Annotated in this window: 15 protein-coding genes; 9 read left to right on the top strand and 6 right to left on the bottom strand. The window is 58.3% G+C overall.

The annotated features are described in order from the left end of the window. Positions 1-85: 85 nt before the first annotated feature. From BLU75_RS19000 to BLU75_RS18990, 3 genes are all read right to left on the bottom strand, one after another. Positions 86-370 (bottom strand): hypothetical protein, encoded by a 285-nt coding sequence (locus BLU75_RS19000; protein ID WP_084379059.1) that lies wholly within the window; start codon positions 368-370, stop codon positions 86-88. Between the two features lie 137 nt (positions 371-507). Then, entirely contained in the window at positions 508-3,318 is a 2,811-nt protein-coding gene (locus BLU75_RS18995; protein ID WP_084379060.1) for an FAD-binding and (Fe-S)-binding domain-containing protein, read from the bottom strand. A 142-nt stretch (positions 3,319-3,460) separates the two neighbouring features. Then, on the bottom strand, positions 3,461-5,155 hold the full coding sequence (locus tag BLU75_RS18990; RefSeq protein ID WP_084379061.1) for a lactate permease LctP family transporter: 1,695 nt from the start codon (positions 5,153-5,155) through the stop codon (positions 3,461-3,463). A 261-nt stretch (positions 5,156-5,416) separates the two neighbouring features. Here BLU75_RS18990 and BLU75_RS18985 point away from each other — a divergent pair, with 261 nt between their 5' ends. Beyond that, positions 5,417-6,184 (top strand): FCD domain-containing protein, encoded by a 768-nt coding sequence (locus BLU75_RS18985; protein ID WP_090221527.1) that lies wholly within the window; start codon positions 5,417-5,419, stop codon positions 6,182-6,184. Between the two features lie 62 nt (positions 6,185-6,246). On the opposite strand, the gene smpB is transcribed toward BLU75_RS18985, so the two are convergent. Beyond that, on the bottom strand, positions 6,247-6,729 hold the full coding sequence (gene smpB, locus BLU75_RS18980; protein WP_084379062.1) for an SsrA-binding protein SmpB: 483 nt from the start codon (positions 6,727-6,729) through the stop codon (positions 6,247-6,249). A gap of 168 nt (positions 6,730-6,897) precedes the next feature. On the opposite strand from smpB, the gene BLU75_RS18975 reads away from it, so the two are divergent. Further along, positions 6,898-7,332, top strand: a complete 435-nt coding sequence (locus tag BLU75_RS18975; RefSeq protein WP_084379063.1) for a type II toxin-antitoxin system RatA family toxin — start codon at positions 6,898-6,900, stop codon at positions 7,330-7,332. After that, on the top strand, positions 7,325-7,639 hold the full coding sequence (locus BLU75_RS18970; protein WP_084379064.1) for an RnfH family protein: 315 nt from the start codon (positions 7,325-7,327) through the stop codon (positions 7,637-7,639). Before BLU75_RS18975 ends, BLU75_RS18970 begins: the two co-directional genes overlap by 8 nt. Positions 7,640-7,699: 60 nt before the next feature. Here BLU75_RS18970 and BLU75_RS18965 read toward each other — a convergent pair whose 3' ends face one another. Next, the gene (locus BLU75_RS18965) at positions 7,700-8,227 is read right to left on the bottom strand and encodes an outer membrane protein assembly factor BamE (protein ID WP_084379065.1); all 528 of its coding nucleotides are present in this window, start codon (positions 8,225-8,227) and stop codon (positions 7,700-7,702) included. 98 nt (positions 8,228-8,325) lie between these two features. On the opposite strand from BLU75_RS18965, the gene fur reads away from it, so the two are divergent. After that, on the top strand, positions 8,326-8,730 hold the full coding sequence (gene fur, locus BLU75_RS18960) for a ferric iron uptake transcriptional regulator (RefSeq protein ID WP_003176156.1): 405 nt from the start codon (positions 8,326-8,328) through the stop codon (positions 8,728-8,730). 95 nt (positions 8,731-8,825) lie between these two features. On the opposite strand, the gene recN is transcribed toward fur, so the two are convergent. Beyond that, on the bottom strand, positions 8,826-10,499 hold the full coding sequence (gene recN, locus BLU75_RS18955; protein ID WP_084379066.1) for a DNA repair protein RecN: 1,674 nt from the start codon (positions 10,497-10,499) through the stop codon (positions 8,826-8,828). Between the two features lie 254 nt (positions 10,500-10,753). On the opposite strand from recN, the gene grpE reads away from it, so the two are divergent. From grpE to carA, 5 genes are all read left to right on the top strand, one after another. After that, a complete protein-coding gene (gene grpE, locus BLU75_RS18950; protein ID WP_084379067.1) occupies positions 10,754-11,314 on the top strand; it encodes a nucleotide exchange factor GrpE in 561 nt (186 codons plus the stop codon). A gap of 102 nt (positions 11,315-11,416) precedes the next feature. Then, the gene (gene dnaK, locus BLU75_RS18945; protein ID WP_084379068.1) at positions 11,417-13,333 is read left to right on the top strand and encodes a molecular chaperone DnaK; all 1,917 of its coding nucleotides are present in this window, start codon (positions 11,417-11,419) and stop codon (positions 13,331-13,333) included. Between the two features lie 319 nt (positions 13,334-13,652). After that, entirely contained in the window at positions 13,653-14,777 is a 1,125-nt protein-coding gene (gene dnaJ / locus BLU75_RS18940) for a molecular chaperone DnaJ (RefSeq protein WP_084379069.1), read from the top strand. 10 nt (positions 14,778-14,787) lie between these two features. Then, complete coding sequence (gene dapB, locus BLU75_RS18935) at positions 14,788-15,594, top strand: 4-hydroxy-tetrahydrodipicolinate reductase (protein ID WP_090221526.1); 807 nt, start codon at positions 14,788-14,790, stop codon at positions 15,592-15,594. A gap of 259 nt (positions 15,595-15,853) precedes the next feature. Next, the gene (gene carA, locus BLU75_RS18930; protein ID WP_084379071.1) at positions 15,854-16,990 is read left to right on the top strand and encodes a glutamine-hydrolyzing carbamoyl-phosphate synthase small subunit; all 1,137 of its coding nucleotides are present in this window, start codon (positions 15,854-15,856) and stop codon (positions 16,988-16,990) included. The last annotated feature ends 70 nt before the right edge of the window (positions 16,991-17,060 follow it).

Below are 17,060 nucleotides of genomic sequence, written 5' to 3'. Positions count from 1 at the left end.
GTCATCATGAGCGACAAGCCAGCGCAGTGTACGTCAAACCGTCACAGAAGGCCAACCCGAAGGTGGGTCTTGAGGGGTTGGTGGGTTATTGGGGGCCGCCTTTATCGGCGTTTTGCAGGTCTTGCAGGGCTTTGGAAGTGATCTCGATACACTTCTTCTCGTCACCGGCCGACTGGGCGGATTTGGCTTGGGAGACGGCAGTATCGATTTCACCACTTTTGCCACTGGTGTCGGTGGCGAGCAGCGCTTTGCCGTTGTTGATTTTGTCCAGGTTGATCTGGCACAGATCCTTGTCGCTGCCTGCGGCAAATACGGGGGAGGCCAGCATCGCAGCAGTAACGAATACACCAGCAAGTACGGAACGCTTCATGGGTATCTCCTTGTGCAAAGAGGTCTCGTTGCTGCGCGGGAAAAGGCGCCAGCCAGCGAGGTCATTGATCAGTCCCGATTGTCGGGGCTTATGCAAGTGACTGCGCCGGTGCACAGGGGTTCGGTTTTTTTATGCGGTCATCGGGCTCGCGCCTGGGTCACGCGGTCCACCAGGTACACCAACCCGTGATAATCAATGCCGCCGTGCTGGCTCAGGCCGATTTCACAGGTGCGGCTGGTGGAGATACCTTCGCTGCAGTACTGCACGGCGTCCTTGAGTGAGCGCAGTGCGTGGGCATTCAGTTCTGGCGTGGTGAATCCTTTGTCACCGGCAAAACCACAGCAGTGGATGCCTTCGGGGATCACCACGTTGTGGCTGCAACGCCGAGCCAGGTCGATCAACGCCTGGCTTTCGCCCAGGTGCTGGGTGCTGCAGGTGACATGCACGGCGATCGGCGCTTGCTGAGGTGTGAAGTCGAGACGATCCATCAGGTGGGTGCGGATGAAGCGTACCGGGTCGTAGAGGTCCAGGCGGGTTTGTCCTAGGTCTTGCATCAGGCGCAAGGTGCAAGGGCTGGTGTCGCAATAGATCGGATCGAGGCCGCCACGACTGGCATGGAGCAGGGCACCGAGCAGTTCCTGGCGCTTGTGTTCCGCTTGTTCGGCGTAACCTTTGGAGGCAAAGGGCTGGCCGCAACACAAGCTGTCCTGATTGTCAGGGATGACTACCTGATAGCCAGCCTTTTCCAGCAGGCCGCGAGTCTTTTCGTACAGCGACATCTGCTCTTTATCAGCGGCCGCCGGGCCCATGATGCGTGACACGCAGGCCGCCAGGTACACCACCCGCGGGCGTTCATCGCTGACGGCCGGGCTGAAACGGATGGCTTTTTCCGGCTGCGGCATGGCATTGCTCCACTGCGGGATTTGCCCCTTCGACAGCTTGCTCAGCGTGGTCGACAGTTTCGCCAGGCGAGGCGCGCCCAAGAGCATTCGCGCACCGTTGGCCACGTGCAGCGTAAAACGAGCGCCTTGCAAGGCGGTGGCGAAATGCGTGGCCAGCCATTCAGCGGTTTTCGTACGGTCGGCGTCGCGTCCGCGCAGCTTTTTTACCAGGTCGCCGGTATTGATGCCTACAGGGCAGCGTTGGGCACAAAGCCCGGTCGCGGCGCAGGTCTCAATGCCCTGGTAGTGATACGCCGCTTCAAGCTCGGTGGTGTCGAGGTCCGCGCGTTTGCGCGCCTGGATATCACGCCAGATCACGATGCGCTGGCGCGGGCTCAAGGTCAGGCCTTTCGACGGGCACACCGGTTCACAAAAGCCGCACTCGATGCACTTGTCGACGATGTCGTCGGCGGCGGGCAAAGGCTTGAGGTGCTTGAGGTGTATGTGCGGATCTTCGCTGAGCACCACATCCGGATTGAGGATGCCGTTAGGGTCGAGCAGGCGCTTGAGTTGCCACATCAATTGATAGGCGTCGCTGCCCCATTCCAGTTCGACGAAAGGCGCCATGTTGCGGCCGGTGCCATGTTCAGCCTTCAGGGAGCCGCCGAACTCCACGGCCACCAGTTGCGCGACGTCATCCATGAACGCCTGGTAGCGCGCGACTTCTTCCGCGCTGTTGAAGCCTTGTGTGAAGACAAAGTGCAGATTGCCTTCCAGCGCGTGTCCGAAAAGGATGGCTTCGTCGTAATGATGTTTGTCGAACAACTCGATCAGACGGTTCACGCCGACGGCCAGTTGTTCCACCGGAAAGGTCACGTCTTCGATGATGACCGTCGTGCCGGTTTTGCGTACCGCGCCGACGGCCGGGAAGGTGTCTTTGCGGATCGCCCACAGGCGCGCATTTTCCACCGGGTCTTCGGTGAAATCGACCTGCTGCTCCACGGGAAAATGGGCCAGTGCAGCCATGATCAGTGCCAGTTGCTCGTGGAGCAGTGAAGACGAGGCCGCACGGGATTCGATCAACAGTGCGCAGGCGTTTTCCGATAGCTGCTGTACGAAAGCGGGCATGCCGGGTTTGTCCTGCACCGAGCGCATGCTGCGTCGGTCCAGCAGCTCGACTGCCGACACCGGCTGGGTCTTGAGCACGGTGACCGCGTTGCAACAGGTTTCCACATCGGGGAACACGATCAGTGCCGACGCCTTGTTCGGATGATCGATCACGGTGTCGTAGGTCACCGCGCTGATAAAACCCAGGGTACCTTCGGAGCCGACCAGCAGATGGCTGAGGATATCCAGCGGCTCGTCGAAATCCACCAAGGCATTGAGTGACAGGCCGGTGGTATTTTTCAGGCGATATTTATGTCGGATTTTTGCCGCCAGTTCAGCATTGGCGCGAGTTTCGTGGCCCAGCGTCGCCAAGCGTTCAAGCAAGGCGCGGTGCTGCTGGCGAAACGCCGAGACGCTGGCGGGATCTTCAGTGTCGAGGCGGCTGCCGTCGGCCAGCACCAGGCGAATCCCGGCCAGGGTGTGGTAGGTGTTCTGCGCGGTGCCGCAGCACATGCCGCTGGCGTTGTTGGCCACGATGCCGCCGATCTTGCAGGCATTGATCGACGCCGGATCCGGACCGATCTTGCGTCCGAACGGCGCGAGCCAGGCGTTGGCCTGGGCACCGATCACGCCGGGTTGCAGGCGGATTTGTGTGCCCTGTCCGCGTATCTCGCGCCCGTTCCAGTTATCGCCCAGTACGATCAGCACCGAATCACTGAGGGCTTGTCCGGAAAGACTGGTGCCGGCTGCACGAAAGGTCACCGACACCCGGTCGCTTTGAGCGAATTGCAGCAGCTCGACCACTTCATCTTCCGATTCGACACGGATTACAAGCTGTGGGATCAGTCGGTAAAAACTGGCGTCGGTGCCGAAGGCGAGCGTGGAAAGTGGGTCGTCGAAACGCCGATCTTTAGGGATCAGTCGTGCGACAGCATCAAGGAAAGCGACGGGCAGACTCATTGGTCCTCCAGGATCAACGGCGTCAGATCTTGGGGATCGTGGACGCCGCCATAGACTAACACCTGAGCACGGACCTACCGATCAGGTGGTGAATAGCAGACGCCGGCAAGCTGAGGCGGCGTCGGTTCTTACCTGTCTGTGATTAATCCACCAGCATGCCGGTGAACCAGTACGCCTGGGCCAGGGTGATCAGGCCGACAATCGTGGCGAAAAACAGACTGTGCTTGAGGGTAAAGCGGAACAGGTCGGATTCCTTGCCCACCAGGCCCGTCGCGGCGCAGGCCACGGCGATCGATTGGGGGGAAATCATCTTGCCGGTTACGCCGCCGCTAGTATTGGCCGCCACCAGCAGGGTGTCGCTGACCCCAATCTGGTGAGCGGTGGTGGCTTGCAGGGAACTGAACAGCGCGTTGGATGAGGTATCGGAGCCTGTAAGGAACACGCCCAACCAGCCGAGAAATGGCGAGAAGAAGGGGAACGCCGCACCGGTTCCGGCCAACACCAGGGCCATGGTCGATGACATGCCGGAGTAGTTGGTGACAAACGCGAACGCCAGCACCATGCCGATGGACAGGATCGGCCAGCGCAGTTCGAAAAGGGTCTCTTTAAAAGTGGTCAGACCAGTTTTTAAATCGATTTTCAGCACCAGCATGGAGATCAGGGCGGAGAAGAAAATCGCGGTGCCGGTGGCGGAAATCGGATCCAGCTTGAACACTGCGGGAATCGCGGTCGGATTGCTGACGATGGGCGCAACCTTGACCACCATCTGGTCCAGGTGCGGGATCGCAAAGTTGAACACCCAGCCGTACATCGAGCCGCCGGCGGCGAACAATGCCTTGAACGGTTTTAGGGTCCAGATAGTGACCAGCATGGTCAGGATCAGGAACGGCGACCAGGCCTTGATGATTTCCCCCAGACTGTAAGGCGAAGCCACGCTGGTACGAGGCTGGCCGAAGCCGCCGACGCTGCTGGTGATGGCCGCGCTGGAGGTCGCGCCGGCAATCTGGGCGCCCGCGGTGCGCTTGGGCTGCCAGATTTTCAGAAACAGGGTGAGGGAAATCAGGCTGGCCAGGGCTGAGGTGATGTCCGGCAGTTCCGGGCCGATGAAGTTCGAGGTGAGGTACTGAGTGATGGCAAAGCTCAAGCCCGCCACGAGTGCGGCTGGCCAGGTTTCCTTGACGCCACGCAGGCCGTCCATCATGAACACCAGCCAGAACGGTACGAACAGCGACAGCAGCGGCAGTTGGCGACCGGTCATGGCGCCGATCTTGAAGGCATCGATACCGGTGACCTGACCCGCAACGATGATCGGGATCCCCAGGGCGCCAAAGGCGACGGGGGCGGTGTTGGCAATCAGGCACAAGCCGGCGGCGTACAGAGGATTGAAACCGAGCCCTACCAGCAGGGCGGCGGTAATCGCCACGGGAGCGCCGAAGCCGGCGGCACCTTCCAGGAACGCGCCGAAGCAGAACCCGATCAGCAGCACTTGCAGGCGCTGGTCATCGGTAATCGACAGTACGGAGCTGCGGATAACTTCGAATTGGCCACTCTTGACCGTCAGCTTGTAGAGGAATACCGCCGCGACGATGATCCAGGCAATCGGCCACAAGCCGTAGGCAAAGCCGTAGCCGGCGGCGGCAAGCGCCATATCCACGGGCATCTGGAACGCGAAGATCGCCACGAGGATCGACAGCGTCAAGGTAATAGCGCCGGCGACGTGACCTTTGAGGCGGAACACGGCCAAGGCCAGAAAGAAAAAAACGATGGGAATGACAGCGGTCAGTGCGGACAGGCCGAGGCTGCCGAGTGGGCTGTAGATCTGTTGCCAGGTTTGCATATGGGGTGGCCCCTAATTGTTGTTGGTCAGGCACTGTTTAGCTATTTTGGTTAATTGGTAATACCAATTTACAATGGCTGTGGGCTAGGTTAAAAGTGTTCGGGCCGATGTGTCAATTTGCGGTTTGAGAAACTTTGGTCTTATGTGGGCAGTGAAACGGTCTGATCGGTTGAATTCGTGGGGTTCTGATAGGTGCCGACGGCGCGGCAATAGGCCAGAATAGCGGTCCCGCCGATGTGTCGGGATCGTGGAGAGTTTGTTATGGGGTTTGATCAGGTGCGTCAGCGCCGTTTGTCCGACGATATCGTCGAGCAGCTTGAGGGGATGATCCTTGAGGGCACGTTGAAGTCGGGTGAGCGACTGCCGGCCGAGCGCGCGCTGGCTGAGCGGTTCGGCGTGTCGCGCCCGTCGTTGCGCGAGGCGATTCAGAAACTCGCGGCCAAAGGGCTGCTGGTCAGTCGCCAGGGCGGTGGTAATTATGTCGTGGAGAGCTTGGGCTCAACCTTCATTGATCCGTTATTGCACTTGCTCGAAAGTAATCCGGAAGCCCAGCGTGATCTGCTGGAGTTTCGTCAGACCCTTGAAGCTTCTTGTGCGTATTACGCAGCGCTACGCGCCACCGAAGTGGACCGCGAGCGGCTGACGGCAGCCTTTGATGCATTGCAGGATTGTTACGCGCGTGATGACGAGGTGAGTCGTGCCGAGGAAGGAGCGGCTGACGCCAGGTTTCACTTGGCTATCGCCGAAGCCAGCCATAACGCGGTACTGCTGCACACCATTCGCGGTTTATTCGACCTGCTCAGACGCAACGTCGTGACCAATATCGGTGGAATGTACCAGCAGCGTACGGAAACCCGGGACATGCTGATCAGTCAGCATCGGGATCTGTATCTGGCGATCATTGAGGGGCGAGCGGAACAGGCGAGAGAGGTTTCAACGCGGCACCTGCTGTATGTGCAGGAAGTGTTGGAAGAGGTTCGCCAGGAGGTGCAGCGGGTGGCGCGGGCGGAACGGCGTCGAGATATGTAACGTCAACGCTGGCCAGGCGCAGGCTTTCTGGTCAGCGTTGATTGCATCAAGCGGCTGGAACGTCAGTCTTCCTTGCCCTTGTTGCGCACGGCACGTTGCAGCTCCCGGTTGGAGTCGCGTTCGCGCTCGGTGTCACGTTTGTCGTATTCTTTCTTGCCCTTGCCCAGGGCGATCTCGCACTTGACCAGGTGTTTGCTCCAGTACCACGACAAGCAGACGCAGGCGTAGCCTTTCTGCTGCACTGCCGCTGCGAGCTTTTCCAGCTCGCGGGCGTTGAGCAACAGCTTGCGCGTACGCACCGGATCGGCAATTACGTGGGTACTGGCCGTAGTCAGAGGCGTGATATGACTGCCGAGCAGCCATGCCTCGCCATCTTTGAGCAGTACGTAACTGTCGACCAGCTGCAGCTTGCTGGCACGCAGACTCTTTACTTCCCAGCCGGCCAGGACCAGGCCAGCCTCGAACCGATGTTCGATGAAGTAATCGTGTCGCGCCTTTTTGTTTTGCGCGATGGTCCCTGTGGGGTGTTTCTTTTGTTTAGCCATAGGGGCGGCATTATAGGGAGTTGCGAGCGCGTCGGCTACGGTCAACCTGCGTGCTTGAGCGTGTTGGATGAATCCCGGACAATGCGCGCAGTTTTCTGGTTTCTTTGTTTCGCGAATCAGCCTGTTTTTTCGCGATGTTTGCCGTTCAGCTGTGGAAATAACGCTCACATGACGACGCATATTCAACGTTCGGCCCTGTTGCCCTACCCGGCGCAGGCGCTCTATGACCTGGTCAACGACGTGGCGCGTTACCCGGAATTTCTGCCTTGGTGCTCGACGGCCGAGGTGCTGGAGAGCAGTGATGAACACATGGTTGCCAGTGTCGGGGTAGCCAAGGGTGGCCTCAGCCAGCACTTCGTCACGCGCAATATCCTGGTGCCTGGGCAGTCCATCGAAATGAATCTGCAGGAAGGACCGTTTACCCAGTTGCACGGTGTTTGGGTATTCAAGGCGTTGACCGAGAAGGCCTGCAAGATCAGCCTGGATCTGTCATTTGAATACGCGGGGCCGATTGTGCGGGCGACCTTGGGGCCACTGTTCAATCAGGCCGCAAATACGTTGGTGGATGCATTTTGCCAGCGAGCCAAGCAGTTACATGGCTGAATCACTGATCGAAATTGAAGTGGCCTATGCCGCCGTGGAGCGTCAGACGCTGCTGGCTTTGGCTGTCGCGCCGGATACGAGCTTGAGGGCGGCAGTGTTGGCGTCAGGTATTTCGGCGCAGTTTCCCGAGTTGGATCTGGCCAATTGCCCGTTAGGTATTTTTGGCAAGGTTGTCGTGGATGCTGATACTCGCGTCGTACGCAGCGGCGATCGTATCGAGATTTATCGGCCATTGCTGGTCGATCCGAAAGAGGTGCGCCGATTACGTGCGGCCAAGGCAGCTCAGGCCAAACAGCAAGGCGTCTGAGGTGTGAAACGACAGACAATAAAAAGCCCGGCATGCCGGGCTTTTTATTGTGTTGCGAAATTACTGCGGGCTGGGATCCAGTGGCTCTGGCGTCGGAACCGGAACGGTTTTCACGCCATCGATGTCTTTCTGGATCTGGTCCAGCAAGGAACCAGGCTTGGCCGGCACCTCGGATTTTTCTTCCTCGACATTTTGCGCGGGGGCCGTGACATTGGTCCCGCTGTCCTTGCCCAGCAAGGCTTCATCGCGGCTTACGCCGGGCATGAAGTCACCGGACAGGCTGACGAGTTGGTCATTGTCATTGAAGATGACACTGACGCGCTCCTGTTGGCGTTCTCCGCCTCCAGGCTGCAGGCTATAGAGATAATCCCAGCGATCGGCATGGAATGTGTCGGTCAGCAGGGGATTGCCCATGATAAACCGTACTTGCCGTCGGGTCATTCCCGGGCGTAACTGGTCTATCATGTCCTGCGTGACGACATTGCCCTGCTGGATGTCGATTTTGTAAACCCCGGGGAATGAACAACCGGCGAGTGCGAGCAGTCCCACAAAGGTGAAACTGGTTAGCAAGAGCTTGGTGTTTTGCATCGGTGGGCGACTTCCACTATCTTGGCTGGGACAACGTAAACGCCGATCATACCCGTATTAAGAGAAGCTGCGAAGCAGCATCCGCGAGAAAGCTAACCATGGTTGAAAATAGCGAACTACGCAAAGCCGGTCTTAAAGTGACTCTGCCACGAGTCAAGATTCTACAAATGCTCGATTCTGCTGAGCAGCGCCACATGAGTGCCGAGGATGTCTACAAAGCGCTGATGGAGTCTAACGAGGACGTCGGCCTGGCCACGGTTTACCGTGTGCTGACCCAGTTTGAAGCCGCAGGGCTGGTGGTTCGTCATAATTTCGACGGCGGTCATGCAGTGTTCGAGCTGGCTGATGGTGGTCATCACGACCACATGGTTGATCTGGATACCAATGAGGTTATTGAGTTCACCAGTCCGGCAATCGAAAAGCTCCAGCATGAAATCGCTGAAGAGCACGGATTCGATTTGATAGACCACAATCTGGTCTTGTACATCCGTAAGAAAAAGTAAAAAACGCCGCAGATCCGCTCTGCGAAACGATCGAAGGCGACCCTAGGGTCGCCTTCGTGCTTTCCATCGAACAGAAAATGTCGCTGGGTTGAGTGTCAGGCTTTGGCGGCGATGACCATTTTCTTGGCGTGGGCCAGGGACTCCTTGGTGAGATCGATACCGCCCAGCATGCGTGCTACTTCTTCCACCCGCTCGGTCTTGTTTAGCTTGGATACGGCAGTGTGGGTCGCATCGTTGCCACGTACTTTGTGCACGAACAAATGTTGGTGCCCTTGGGCGGCCACCTGTGGCAGGTGGGTCACAGTCAATACTTGCCCGCGATCGCCCAGGCGACGCAGCAGTTGGCCGACAATTTCCGCAGTCGGCCCACCGATCCCGACATCCACTTCGTCGAAGACCAGCGTCGGTACGCGTGAGGTTTGGGCGGTAATGACCTGGATCGCCAGGCTGATCCTGGACAGTTCGCCACCAGAGGCCACTTTTGCCAGGGCCTTGAGCGGTTGACCAGGGTTGGCGCTGACCAGCAATTCGACCTGCTCCAGCCCGTTGGGCAGCAATTCATCACTGGTATTGGCGTGCAGTTCAATGGTGAAGCGCCCGCCGGGCATGCCCAGTCGCTGAATCTCCTGTTCCACGGCGTCGGCGAGTCCTTTGGCTGCCTGATGCCGCAGATCGCTCAATTCCCGGGCTTTTTCCTGATAATGACGGGCGAAGGAGGACAGCTCATCCCCGAGGCGTTCGATGGACTCGTCATTGGCATTCAGGGTTTCGATCTCGTCCAGGAGCTTTTGCTGCATGGCGGCGACTTCGGTCGGCTGGATTCGATGTTTACGCGCCAGTGTATAAATAGTGTCCAGGCGTTCTTCGATTTCCTGAAGGCGTGCCGGGTCGGCGTCGAAATGGTCAAGGAAGCGGTTCAGCTCGCCTACGGCTTCTTCTACCTGGATCTGTGCGCTGGTCAACAAGGTGGTGGCCTCGCTCAGTGATCCAGAGCCGTTGTTTACGCTCGACAGGCGATTGAGGCTGGCGGTCAGCGCATTCAATACATTCCCCGAATCACTTTCGCTGCATTGCTCAACCACCTGCCGGCAAATGCCCAGCAGGGTTTCGGCATTTGTCAGGTTTTTGTGTTCCTGCTCCAACTGTTCCAGTTCTGTTTCGCCCAAGCCCAGGCTTTCCAGCTCTTCTAGCTGATAGCTGAGCAGTTGGTGGCGGGCACGTTGTTCGTCGCCGGAGTTGCAAAGGCGTTCCAGCTCCAGGCGCGCCTGACGCCAGCGCTGCGCCGCCAGGTGTACCTGGCGCGCCAACTCGGTGGCGCCGGCGTATTCATCCAGGAGGCGGCGGTGGGTGTCGGTTTTCAGCAGGGATTGGTGTTCGTGCTGGCTGTGAATGTCGATCAACAGTTCGCCCAGCGCCTTCAGGTCGCCAAGCGGGCAGGGTGTGCCATTGATGTAGCCGCGCGAACGCCCTTCAGCGGTGATGACGCGACGCAGGATGCAGGGGCCGTCGTTATCCAGGTCGCGTTCGGCGAGCCAGGTGCTGGCTTCGGGAATGTCGGCCAGGTCAAAGGTCGCCAGGATATCGGCCTTGTCCGCGCCGGGACGCACGACGCCGCTGTCGGCGCGATCGCCCAGGGTCAGGCCCAGTGCGTCGAGCATGATCGACTTGCCGGCGCCGGTTTCGCCTGTGATTACGCTCATCCCGCGATCCAGTTCAAGATCCAGATGTTCAACGATGGCGTAGTTATGTACGGACAGGTGCACGAGCATGACGGCCGCTCCCAGGCTTTAGGTCTGGTTATTTATACAGTGTTTTGTTCGCGACTGACAATCCTGACACTTAGCTCGATTTGCTTGAATGAATGGTTTTTTTAGTGCAATACGCAATGAGCTGGCAGGAATTGTTCGACGGCAAGGGAAAGACTTTTGGTAGCACCTGAGCCCTTGAACCAGGAAATTGTGGCCCCATATACCGGAACAGAAGCGCGAGTTGAGTTCGCGCATGATTTTGAAAGGAGATAACTATGGCTGACGAACAGACGCAGGATACGCAAACTCCAGACGCCACCCAGGCTGCCGGTGAAGACCTGGCAACTCGTGTACAAGTGCTCGAAGAGCAACTGGCTGCTGCGCAGGATCAGTCTTTGCGTGTGGCTGCCGATCTGCAGAACGTCCGCCGCCGCGCCGAGCAGGATGTAGAAAAAGCCCACAAGTTCGCCCTGGAAAAATTTGCCGGTGACCTGTTGCCGATCATTGACAGTCTGGAGCGTGGTCTTGAGTTGTCCGACCCGAATGACGAAAACATCCGCGCCATGCGCGAAGGGATCGAGCTGACCCTGAAAATGTTCCAGGACACCCTGAAGCGTTATCAGCTTGAAGGCATTGATCCGCAAGGCGGCGAGCCGTTCAACGCTGAGCACCATCAAGCCATGGCCATGCAGGAAAGCCATGATCTTGAGCCTAACAGTGTGCTGAAGGTGTTCCAGAAGGGTTATCTGCTCAATGGCCGCTTGTTGCGTCCGGCGATGGTGGTGGTGAGCAAGGCTCCTGCACCTGTTGCACCTTCTATCGACGAGCAGGCTTGAAATCCGCCGTAAGGCCCCCATCTACAAGTCAAGCGATTAAGTGCTACCGCAGTTAGCCACCACTGCTGCGGCAACCAAATTCAAGTTTCGGGAGAGTAAATCATGGGCAAAATTATCGGTATCGACCTGGGGACCACCAACTCCTGCGTCTCCGTCATGGAAAACGGCAAAGCTAAAGTTATCGAAAACGCCGAAGGCACGCGTACCACGCCGTCGATCATTGCTTACGCCAACGACGGTGAAATCCTCGTCGGTCAGTCGGCCAAGCGTCAGGCTGTGACCAATCCGCATAACACCCTGTACGCGGTGAAGCGTCTGATCGGTCGTAAGTTCGACGAAGAAGTCGTACAGAAAGACATCAAGATGGTGCCTTACAAAATCGCCAAGGCTGACAACGGTGACGCCTGGGTTGAAGTGAATGGCAACAAAATGTCGGCGCCGCAGATTTCGGCCGAAGTCTTGAAAAAGATGAAGAAAACCGCTGAAGACTATCTCGGCGAGGCGGTGACTGAGGCAGTCATTACTGTTCCGGCCTACTTCAACGACAGTCAGCGTCAAGCCACTAAAGACGCCGGCCGCATCGCGGGCCTGGACGTCAAACGCATCATCAACGAGCCGACCGCAGCCGCTCTGGCTTACGGTATGGACAAAGCCAAGGGCGACCACACTGTCATCGTGTATGACTTGGGTGGCGGTACCTTCGACGTTTCCGTGATCGAGATTGCGGAAGTTGATGGCGAGCACCAGTTCGAAGTGTTGGCCACTAACGGTGACACCTTCCTGGGTGGTGAAGACTTCGACATTCGTCTGATCGACTACCTCGTTGACGAATTCAAGAAAGAAAGCGGCATGAACCTCAAGGGTGATCCGCTGGCCATGCAGCGCCTGAAAGAAGCCGCTGAGAAAGCCAAGATCGAGCTGTCGTCGAGCATGTCGACCGACGTGAACCTGCCGTACATCACTGCAGATGCCACCGGTCCTAAGCACTTGAACGTGAAGATTTCCCGCGCCAAGCTGGAATCTCTGGTTGAGGACCTGGTTCAGCGCACCATCGAACCTTGCCGCATTGCGCTGAAAGATGCCGGTATCGACGTTGGTGCCATCAACGACGTGATCCTGGTCGGCGGTCAGACCCGTATGCCGCTGGTGCAGCAGAAAGTGACCGAGTTCTTCGGTAAAGAGGCACGTAAAGACGTCAACCCGGACGAAGCTGTAGCCATGGGTGCTGCCATCCAGGGTGCGGTATTGGCCGGCGACGTCAAAGACGTGCTGCTGCTGGACGTCAGCCCGCTGACCTTGGGTATCGAAACCATGGGCGGCGTGATGACTGCGCTGATCGAGAAAAACACCACGATTCCTACCAAGAAATCGCAAGTGTTCTCGACTGCCGATGATAACCAGGGCGCAGTGACTATTCACGTGCTGCAAGGTGAGCGTAAGCAAGCCGGTCAGAACAAGTCCCTGGGCAAGTTCGACCTGGCCGAGATTCCACCAGCACCACGTGGCGTGCCACAAATTGAAGTGACCTTCGACATCGACGCCAACGGTATTCTGCACGTAGGCGCTAAAGACAAGGCCACTGGCAAGACTCAGTCGATCGTGATCAAGGCCAACTCCGGTCTGTCCGAGGAAGAAATTCAGCAGATGATTCGTGATGCTGAAGCCAACTCCGAGGAAGATCGCAAGTTCGAAGAGCTGGCGGCTGCCCGTAACCAGGGTGATGCACTGGTTCACTCGACACGCAAAATGATCGCTGATGCTGGCGATAAAGTGACCGAGGAAGAGAAGTCGGCCATCGAGGCGGCAGTGGTTGCCCTGGAAGTCGCCGTTAAAGGTGATGACAAGGCGGCCATCGAAGCCAAGGTCGAGGAGCTGTCGAAAGTCTCCGCGCCAGTCGCTCAGAAAATGTATGCCGAACAAGGCCAGCCGGCTGATGATGCTGCGCAACAGGCAGAGCCTGAAGCCAAGCACGATGACGTTGTCGATGCCGAGTTCGAAGAAGTCAAAGACCAGAAGTAAGTTGGTCGTCCGGTTGACCGCTATCAAGCGGTGACTGGTAGGATGTCGCCGCGCGGGAGCTTGCTCCCGCGTTGGCGTGTCTGGGGTAAGCGAATTTTTACAGCATGCGACAGCATTCGGATGCTGGCGGTGTGATCGCGAATGCTCCTGCTTTGCGATCGACAGGCACCGCTTTTTTCAGCCAGGTTCCCGGCTGAAATAATCCAAGACCAGGATCGTTGAAATTGACGTGAGTTGGGTCCGGGCCTGTATTGGGGCTCAACGAGTTTGGCGAGGCTCAGGAGGGGTTTGCCGAACGTCCTTAAGGGTATAAAGACTTATGGCAAAGCGTGACTATTACGAAGTGTTGGGTGTTGAGCGAGGTGCCAGCGAGGCAGACCTGAAAAAGGCCTATCGTCGCCTGGCAATGAAGCATCACCCGGACCGTAATCCGGATAACAAAGAATCCGAAGAATTGTTCAAAGAGGCCAATGAGGCCTACGAATGTCTGTGTGATCCGAACAAACGAGCGGCCTACGATCAGTATGGTCATGCGGGTGTGGACCCGAGCATGGGGGGTGGTGGCGCCGGTTTTGGCGGGCAGAACTTCTCGGATATTTTCGGCGATGTGTTCAGTGACTTCTTTGGTGGCGGTCGCGGTGGCCAGCGGGGCGGCGCCCAGCGTGGCAGTGACCTGCGCTACACCCTGGAACTGAACCTCGAAGAAGCTGTGCGTGGCACCAGCGTCAATATCCGCGTTCCGACGCTGGTCAACTGCAAGCCGTGTGACGGTTCGGGGGCGAAGAAAGGTTCCTCGCCGATCACCTGTCCGACCTGTGGTGGTATTGGTCAGGTACGCATGCAGCAAGGCTTTTTCTCGGTGCAGCAGACCTGTCCGCGCTGCCATGGCCAGGGCAAGATCATTTCTGATCCGTGCGACTCCTGCCATGGCGAAGGGCGTGTCGAAGAGTACAAGACCCTGTCGGTAAAAGTGCCGGCCGGGGTTGATACTGGCGACCGCATCCGTCTGTCCGGCGAGGGCGAGGCGGGGGCTCAAGGTGGTCCAACCGGCGACCTGTATGTGGTGATCAATGTGCGTGAGCACTCGATCTTCCAGCGCGACGGCAAGCATCTGTTCTGTGAAGTGCCGATCAGCTTTGTCGATGCGGCCCTGGGTGGAGAGTTGGAGATTCCGACGCTGGATGGTCGGGTCAAGCTCAAGATCCCTGAGGGTACGCAGACCGGCAAGCAGTTCCGTATCCGTGGCAAAGGCGTGGCGCCGGTGCGCGGTGGTGGTGCGGGCGACTTGATGTGCCGCGTGGCGGTAGAGACGCCAGTGAACCTGGGGCGTCGTCAGCGTGAACTGCTGGAAGAGTTGCGCAGTTCGCTGGCGGGTGATGACACGCATTCGCCAAAAACCACTGGCTGGTTCGAAGGCGTGAAGCGCTTCTTCGGCGACCTGTAAGGACGTGAGTATGCGACGTATAGCGGTGATGGGCGCTGCCGGGCGTATGGGCAAGACCTTGGTCGAGGCGGTGCAGCAGCGCTCGCCAGCCTCCGGGCTGACGGCGGCGATTGTTCGTCCTGGCAGCACCCTGATCGGTGCGGATGCGGGTGAGTTGGCTTCCCTGGGGCGAATCGGCGTGTCGTTGTCCGGCAGCCTGGAAAAAGTCGCCGACGAGTTCGATGTGTTGATCGACTTCACGCTGCCGGAGGTGATGCTGAAGAACCTGGCGTTCTGCCGCAAGGCGGGCAAGGCCATGGTCATCGGTACCACGGGTTTGAGTGTTGAGCAGAAGCAGTTGTTGGTGAGTGCGGGCAAGGATATTCCGATCGTGTTCGCGGCCAATTTCAGTGTCGGCGTCAATCTGTCGCTGAAGCTGCTCGATATGGCGGCACGTGTTCTGGGGGATGAGGCCGATATCGAAATCATCGAGACCCATCATCGGCACAAGATTGACGCTCCGTCGGGTACGGCGCTGCGTATGGGTGAGGCTGTCGCAGATGCGCTGGGTCGTGATCTGTCGAAGGTGGCGGTGTACGGTCGTGAAGGTCACACCGGTGCGCGTGCGCGTGACACCATTGGGTTTGCGACCGTGCGCGGCGGCGATGTGGTCGGTGATCACACCGTGCTGTTTGCCACCGAAGGCGAGCGCCTGGAAATTACGCACAAGGCCTCCAGTCGCATGACTTTTGCCAAGGGCGCGGTACGTGCCGCGCTCTGGTTGGAAGGGCGTGAAGCGGGCCTGTACGACATGCGCGACGTGCTTGATCTGCATTAAGCAGTAGCTAAAGCGGGGCCTCGGAATTATCATGAGGTCCCGTTTTTATCCGCTAGGCGACGTCCTGTCGCATTCTCCTGCCTTTAAGGCTCATTAGCGGTGGACCAAAAAAGCCTTTTTCTGTAAGCTACAGCTTTAGTGTGTCCACTAAAAGCGCGCAGAATAATTCAGTGAAGAAGCGGGGTGACGTGTCCATACGTCATTCCGCTTTTTTGCAACCTGCGATCGCCCTTTCAGGCTTTATTTACGGGAGGTCTTCTTGACTAAGCCAGCCATACTCGCCCTTGCTGATGGCAGCATTTTTCGCGGCGAAGCCATTGGAGCCGACGGTCAAACCGTTGGAGAGGTGGTGTTCAACACCGCCATGACCGGCTATCAGGAAATCCTTACCGATCCTTCCTACGCCCAGCAGATCGTTACCCTGACCTACCCGCACATCGGAAATACCGGTACTACACCGGAAGATGTCGAGTCTGATCATGTCTGGTCGGCAGGCCTGGTTATCCGCGACCTGCCACTGGTTGCGAGCAACTGGCGTAACACGATGTCCCTGTCCGATTACCTGAAAGCCAATAACGTTGTGGCTATCGCGGGTATCGATACGCGTCGCCTGACACGCATCCTGCGTGAAAAAGGCTCGCAGAACGGCTGCATCATGGTCGGTGAGAATATCTCCGAAGACGCGGCAATCGCCGCGGCCCAGGGTTTCCCTGGCCTGAAAGGCATGGACCTGGCGAAAGTCGTCAGCACCCAGGAAAAGTACGAGTGGCGCTCCACCGTCTGGGACCTGAAGACCGACAGCCACGCGACGCTCGACGCCGCCGACTTGCCGTACCATGTCGTGGCCTATGACTACGGCGTCAAGTACAACATCCTGCGCATGCTGGTCGAGCGTGGTTGCCGCGTGACCGTGGTTCCCGCACAGACTCCAGCCAGTGATGTGCTGGCCCTGCAACCGGACGGCGTATTCCTGTCCAACGGCCCGGGTGATCCTGAGCCTTGCGACTATGCCATCCAGGCCATCAAGGATGTACTGGAAACCGAAATCCCGATATTCGGTATCTGCCTGGGTCACCAATTGCTGGCGCTGGCCTCCGGTGCCAAGACCCTGAAAATGGGGCATGGCCACCACGGCGCCAACCACCCCGTGCAGGACCTGGACACTGGCGTGGTGATGATCACCAGCCAGAACCACGGTTTTGCCGTGGATGAGGCGACTTTGCCGGCCAATGTGCGGGCGATTCACAAGTCGCTGTTCGACGGTTCCCTGCAAGGCATCGAGCGCACCGACAAGAGCGCGTTCAGCTTCCAGGGCCACCCTGAAGCAAGCCCGGGCCCGAACGACGTAGCGCCGCTGTTCGACCGTTTCATCACTGAGATGGCCAAGCGACGCTGACTGAGTGTGCCGAGCGGCCCCGGAAACCGGTGGCCCCTCGGGCGCGTCAAAGATTGTTCAAGACGGCTTG

Origin of the sequence: Pseudomonas mucidolens, from assembly GCF_900106045.1 — a bacterium.
In the GTDB taxonomy this organism is placed as follows: domain Bacteria; phylum Pseudomonadota; class Gammaproteobacteria; order Pseudomonadales; family Pseudomonadaceae; genus Aquipseudomonas; species Aquipseudomonas mucidolens.
The sequence above is the reverse complement of the archived record's forward strand: the minus strand, read 5'-3'. Positions and strand labels throughout refer to the sequence as shown.